Raw genomic sequence first — 4505 nt, forward strand, 5'->3', positions numbered from 1 at the left:
TGAAATAGAAAAACTGCAAATACGCTACGGTAGAAAAGAGAAGATTCTTGTCGAAAGACTTTTCCGTGCCAAAGAACGTGTAGAAAAAGAAGCATCCGATTCTACTGGTTCGATGATAGAGGTAGGTATAGCAGTACTTGGAGCTCTGTTCGGACGTAAAAGCCCGACCAAAATAGGCCGTGCAGTAAGCAAGGGCAGCAAGGTACTCAAAGAGCGTGGAGAGATGGGCAGAGCAGAAGAGCGCATGCTAGCTATAGAAGAAGAGATAGAAGCACTTGAGTATGAACTGGAAGATAAAATAGATGCATTAAATGAAAAATACAATGCAGACAACTGTGAGATAGAAACATTTAGCATCAAGCCAAGAAAGACCGATATAGATGTAGAACTTTGTGCTATTGTGTGGAGAGTGGTTTAAAGAAAATGAATGCTAAAAGTAAAGAAGTACTTTTAGCATAGTGAAAGGAATAATGCTTAATTAGCCTTTGCTTCCAGGTTTGATCGCAGTTCCACCCTCTTTACACATAGGGCACTCATTAGGAGTGAACATTTCAAAAGTAAAGTCATCAAGTGCAAAAAGTGGCACATCATTTGGTAGGCTACACTCTCTTTTAGGCTCTGTATCACTACCCACACGCTTGCAGAATCCTCTATTTGCCAATGATGCAAAGGCTACTACAACACCACCCAATGCCTCTATGGCTTGGGCCGCTTTTAATGCAGAACCGCCTGTGGTGATAATGTCTTCACAAATGATGACCTTCTCCCCTTCTGCTACTTCAAAACCACGACGTAATTCCATACCCCCTTCTTTCTTTTCAACAAAGATAGAACGAACATCCAGTGAACGAGCAAGTTCATAACCGGCAAGTACACCACCTAGGGCAGGTGCACACACGGTATCTACTTCAATACCATGTGATCTGATCATCTCTGCCAGTGCATCAGTGAGTAAAGAAGCTTTTTTAGGATGTTCCAGTACTTTAGCACTTTGAAGGTATCTATTTGAGTGATTGCCGCTTGCTAGAAGGAAGTGCCCTTCAAGTAGAGCATTTGCTTCTTTATATGCTTTTTCTACATCATAGGATTTTTGCATATTTAAACCTTAAGAATATCAGCTTCTTTAGCCTTAAATGTTTCGTCTACTTTTGCAATGAATTCATCTGTGATCTTTTGGATTTGATCTTGAGCCTTTTTAGATTCATCTTCACTGATCTCTTTGTCTTTCTCAAGTTTTTTGATCTTGTCATTACCATCTTTTCTTACATTTCTGACAGCAATTTTTGCATGTTCAACCATACCTTTGGCCTGCTTAACGATCTCTTGTCTCTGCTCGCTTGTCATTGGCGGAAAAAAGAGTTTGATGAAGTCTCCGTCATTGTTTGGATTCACACCAATGTTTGCTTCCTGGATCGCTTTTTCGATCAATGGGAGAAGATTTTTTTCCCAAGGAGTAATACTAATTGTTGTCGCATCTGTAGCGATAACACTACCTACTTGGTTTAATGCTGTCATCGTTCCATAGTAGTCCACTTTAATGTTATCTACGATACCAGTAGTTACTTTTCCTGTTCTAAGTGAAGAAAAGTCTCTTTTAAGGGCTTCAATACCCTTTTGCATATTTTCTTTTGTTTGTTCAAAAATCTCGTTTACCATAACTATCTCCTTGGCATTATTTAGGGAAATTTTACCCTTTTTTACCTTGTTATGTATTTAGGATGGATATATAAAGAAGGTTTCCCCTTCTTTACATGTGATTAGTTGGCAGTTGGAGCCGAAGGTGCTGTAGGTGTAGTATTTTCTGGCGTCGTTGGAGCTGCTGGTACAGCGGCATTATTTGCAGGAACGATAGTGTCTGCAACAGATGCAGTATTTGCAGTTGTGTAGAGGTATCCTAATGCTAAAGTATTTACAATAAACGCAAAGGCAAGTGTAAAAGTAAGTTTTGCAAGAAAACCGGTTGGTCCTTTTGCTCCAAATACAGATTCATTACTTCCACTGTATGCGCCAAGACCTATGCTTGAACTTTTTTGTAGCAGTACTGCGATTGTGATCGCTATTGCAAGTACGATTTGTACGATTAAAAGTGTTGATGTCATCTATGCCTCTTTATGTTGTTGGATAGCCCATTGAAATTTGGGTATAATTTCGGCGATTATACCTAAAAAAGTTTGAAATGGTGATGAAGACCATTATTTCGTGTAAAAGGAGGGAACCCATGTCTAATGTTATTCAAGAGTTTTCTCGTTTTGCCCATGAGTATGATACCTATAATGTCATTCAGGCTGAGGTGGCCAAATCTTTAGTAGCACAACTCCCCAATACTCATTATTCAACGCTTATTGATATTGGGTGCGGTAGTGGAGAAGTCTATAAGAATCTAGAAAAAAATAATGTTACCTTTGATCATCTTATGGTACTGGACTCTTCTCAAGAGATGTTAGAGATACACCCTTCTTCAAAGAAGATTGAAAAAAGATGTGCAGACTTCAATAGGCTTGAAACATTTGAGAACCTATCATTGGATCCAGAGACTCTTCTTCTCTCCTCTTCGGCTTTACAATGGAGTAAAGATTTGGATTTCACTCTGTCTGAGATAGCAAAAAAGTCATCCCATGTCTATTTTGCTATCTTTACATCCAATACTTTTAAAACCTTACATGATACAGCCAAAATAACTTCACCTATTTATAGTGAGGATGTTTTGAGAAGTACGATCGAGAAATACTATCGTGCTACATTTGAATTAAAAAAGTATAAACTACATTTTGAGAGTGTACGAGAGATGTTTAATTATATTAAAAAAAGTGGTGTAAGTGGGGGAGAGAAACAACTGACATATAAACAGACAAAGCAACTTATGAAGAGTTACCCTTTAGATTACCTAGAGTTTGAAGTCTTATTTGTCAAGGCTTCTTCTTTGGCTTTTCTTGTTTCATAAAAAAGGATTTCTCTACAGCATACAAACCATACCGGACCTCTTTGCAAAGCTCAGATAATGTATGATCTATCAGTTTAAAACTCTCTTCAAGGACACGCGCAGACTCTTGTGCTCGTGAAAAATTTGCTATCATCAAATCATTGATACTGCTACGAGATAATTCAGAACTAATACTCTCTTTTTGCACATCATTTTCTATATCTCTGTATTGTAAACGGTTTTGATTATAAGCGATCTGGAGCTTATGTCGCAGTGCTTTAAGGGAAGAGGTCAGGGATTTGTCATCGTAGATATAACGGTTGATATCTTCTATCACTCGTATACCTTCTTTAAGTCGGTTAAGATTGGCATCGATAAGACGCTCAATCTTTTCCGAAGTTTCAGATTTAGTCATCACTTCCAAAAATTCCAAGAAGTTGGAGTAGCGCTGTAAACATATTTAGAAAGTCTAAATAAAGAGATACTGCTGCATCTACCGGTGAGTCATATGCCCCGTTTGCTATATTCTGTGTATCATAGATAGTAAAGATACTAAATAAAAGTAAGATACCTGCAGTAATGATAACATGCATCATTGGACTTTGAAGTATAAACATATTTACCAGTGAAGCAATGATCACTACGATCAGCGTAATAAAAAGTGGTTTCCCCCAACTTGAATAATCTGTTTTACTATTAATTGCGAACAGACTTAAAGCACCAAAAAGGACAGAAGTCATAAGGAAAGCATTTCCGATCACTGCACCATTTCCTGCACCGATAAGTGAAGCCAAAAGCGGTACCAAAGAGACACCTGTTAGAAAAGTAAAGACAAAAAGCATTGCCAAATTAAGTCCTGCTTTCCCTCTTGTCATACTAAGTCCAAAGAAAAGTACTAAAAGTTCAGCACCGAAGATGAACCACTTGTATTGCATTACAGTTTCTGCATAAGGCATTGTTACATAAGCACCTGCAGCTGCAGCTATCATACTTGCAGCCAAGAGTTGGTAAGTTTGTTTCATGAAGCTGACAGATGCACCTTCTTGAACGTATCCAGCTTCTGTTGACGTATAGTCTCTATCATATAAAGCCATATTATTCCTTCAATTGTTAATTTAATGCAAAGTATAGTCCAGAGAGATTAATCTAAGGTTAATAATGAAATTTACTCTTCTCCTCTTTGCTCTTGTAACTTTTTGTATTCATCCTGGGCTTTTTGTGCCTCTGTTATGTTACTTTGGATCTGAGTGATACTTTTCTCTTCGACACTTGAAGTAGGTACTTCCGCCGTATCCATACATGCAGACAAAATGAATAGAGCAAAGAAAAGAAAAAGTAGACGCATAAATGTTCCTTGAGTATTAACTACTTTAGGATTATAAAATACTATACTTAAATATAGCTATGAAGAGTAAGATTTTCCATATAATGATGTAAGTAAATAATTTTTTTCAACAAATTTAGCATAAAAGGGGAAAAACTCTTGACATGAGAGGAGTTCGGTGCTATAATACGCGTCCAACAACACATGGACGGTTAGCGAGTTGCTAGCAAGAGTGTTATTGAATGATCTTTGACAACCAAA

The 4505-nt window shown here is 37.6% G+C and carries 7 protein-coding genes and 1 pseudogene; 2 read left to right on the top strand and 6 right to left on the bottom strand.

Annotated elements, in window-relative coordinates:
* Window positions 1–418, top strand: a pseudogene (locus ABZC96_RS08390) (hypothetical protein); the annotation flags it as partial.
* 60 nt (window positions 419–478) lie between these two features.
* On the opposite strand, the gene pyrE reads toward ABZC96_RS08390, so the two are convergent.
* The 3 genes from pyrE to secG all read right to left on the bottom strand — a co-directional run bounded on the left by pyrE (window position 479) and on the right by secG (window position 2099).
* Window positions 479–1096, bottom strand: coding sequence for an orotate phosphoribosyltransferase (gene pyrE / locus ABZC96_RS08395; protein ID WP_373030421.1), 618 nt, complete (start codon window positions 1094–1096; stop codon window positions 479–481).
* Between the two features lie 2 nt (window positions 1097–1098).
* A complete protein-coding gene (gene frr, locus ABZC96_RS08400) occupies window positions 1099–1656 on the bottom strand; it encodes a ribosome recycling factor (protein ID WP_373030423.1) in 558 nt (185 codons plus the stop codon).
* A gap of 101 nt (window positions 1657–1757) precedes the next feature.
* Window positions 1758–2099 (bottom strand): preprotein translocase subunit SecG, encoded by a 342-nt coding sequence (gene secG / locus ABZC96_RS08405; protein ID WP_373030424.1) that lies wholly within the window; start codon window positions 2097–2099, stop codon window positions 1758–1760.
* A gap of 119 nt (window positions 2100–2218) precedes the next feature.
* Between secG and ABZC96_RS08410 the strand changes: the two genes are divergently transcribed.
* A complete protein-coding gene (locus ABZC96_RS08410; RefSeq protein WP_373030426.1) occupies window positions 2219–2941 on the top strand; it encodes a methyltransferase domain-containing protein in 723 nt (240 codons plus the stop codon).
* Here the strand turns inward: ABZC96_RS08410 and ABZC96_RS08415 are convergent.
* From ABZC96_RS08415 to ABZC96_RS08425, 3 genes are all read right to left on the bottom strand, one after another.
* Window positions 2907–3335 (bottom strand): thiamine-phosphate pyrophosphorylase, encoded by a 429-nt coding sequence (locus ABZC96_RS08415; RefSeq protein ID WP_373030427.1) that lies wholly within the window; start codon window positions 3333–3335, stop codon window positions 2907–2909. The two genes, ABZC96_RS08410 and ABZC96_RS08415, sit on opposite strands and share 35 nt — an antisense overlap.
* Window positions 3328–4014 (bottom strand): Bax inhibitor-1/YccA family protein, encoded by a 687-nt coding sequence (locus ABZC96_RS08420; protein ID WP_373030429.1) that lies wholly within the window; start codon window positions 4012–4014, stop codon window positions 3328–3330. The genes ABZC96_RS08415 and ABZC96_RS08420 overlap by 8 nt, the downstream gene beginning before the upstream one ends.
* A 71-nt stretch (window positions 4015–4085) precedes the next feature.
* Window positions 4086–4265, bottom strand: coding sequence for a hypothetical protein (locus tag ABZC96_RS08425; protein ID WP_373030430.1), 180 nt, complete (start codon window positions 4263–4265; stop codon window positions 4086–4088).
* Window positions 4266–4505: the final 240 nt, after the last annotated feature.

Origin of the sequence: Sulfurovum sp. (assembly GCF_041551015.1) — a bacterium.
In the GTDB taxonomy this organism is placed as follows: Bacteria; Campylobacterota; Campylobacteria; order Campylobacterales; family Sulfurovaceae; genus Sulfurovum.